Annotated in this window: 1 protein-coding gene; it reads left to right on the top strand. The window is 52.3% G+C overall.

Annotated elements, in window-relative coordinates:
• A partial coding sequence (locus tag PJ15_RS00010) for an Ig-like domain-containing protein (RefSeq protein WP_227504674.1) occupies positions 1-1,044 on the top strand: 1,044 nt, incomplete at both ends.

The raw sequence follows: 1,044 nt of genomic DNA, 5'->3' as shown, positions 1-1,044 counted from the left end.
GGCACAGTGACTGTGACGGGTACCTTAACCGGTATCCCTGCAGATGCAGCAACCACGGTGGTGACACTCCTTATCAATGGTGTGACTTACACTGCAACTGTTGATGCAGCGACAGGTAACTGGACCGCAGATGTGGCAGGTAGTGACTTACTTGCAGATACCGATGCGACCATCGATGCGACAGCGACCTTCACCGATGCAGCAGGCAACAGCAGCACAGTCACCGACACACAAACTTATACCGTGGATGTGACTGCACCAGCAGCGCCAGAGATTGATCCAGTCAATGGTACCGATCCAATCACGGGTACCGCAGAACCAGGTTCAACCGTGACTGTGACCTTCCCGGATGGCACAACCGTTGATGTAGTGACTGATCCAGTGACAGGCGAATGGACCGTACCAAACCCAGGTGGCTTGGTAGATGGTGATACCATCACGGCAATTGCTACCGATCCTGCAGGTAACCCATCTGTACCAGGTACAGAAACAGTGGATCTCACTCCACCAAATCCAGCAGGTGCAACCTTAACCATTGATGATGTGACTGCAGACAACGTGTTGAATGCCGCAGAATCAACGGGCACAGTGACTGTGACGGGTACCTTAACCGGTATCCCTGCGGATGCAGCAACCACGGTGGTGACACTCCTTATCAATGGTGTGACTTACACTGCAACTGTTGATGCAGCGACAGGTAACTGGACCGCAGATGTGGCAGGTAGTGACTTACTTGCAGATACCGATGCGACCATCGATGCGACAGCAACCTTCACCGATGCAGCAGGCAACAGCAGCACAGTCACTGATACACAAACTTATACAGTCGATACCACTGGCCCAGACAACAGTACCACCACGATTACCATTAACCCGATTGCAGGCGATGGCATTGTTGATTCAAGCGAAGCAGCAACAGACCAGACCATTAGCGGTACGGTCACTGGTGAATACAGCGTGGGTGATGTGGTCACAGTCAATGTCAATGGCGTGGACATCACCACGACCGTACAAACTGGTGGCTTATGGAGCGTTACAGTTGAT

Origin of the sequence: Acinetobacter sp. neg1, assembly GCF_000788125.1 — a bacterium.
In the GTDB taxonomy this organism is placed as follows: domain Bacteria; phylum Pseudomonadota; class Gammaproteobacteria; order Pseudomonadales; family Moraxellaceae; genus Acinetobacter; species Acinetobacter vivianii.
This window is presented reverse-complemented; position numbering and strand designations above follow the sequence as displayed.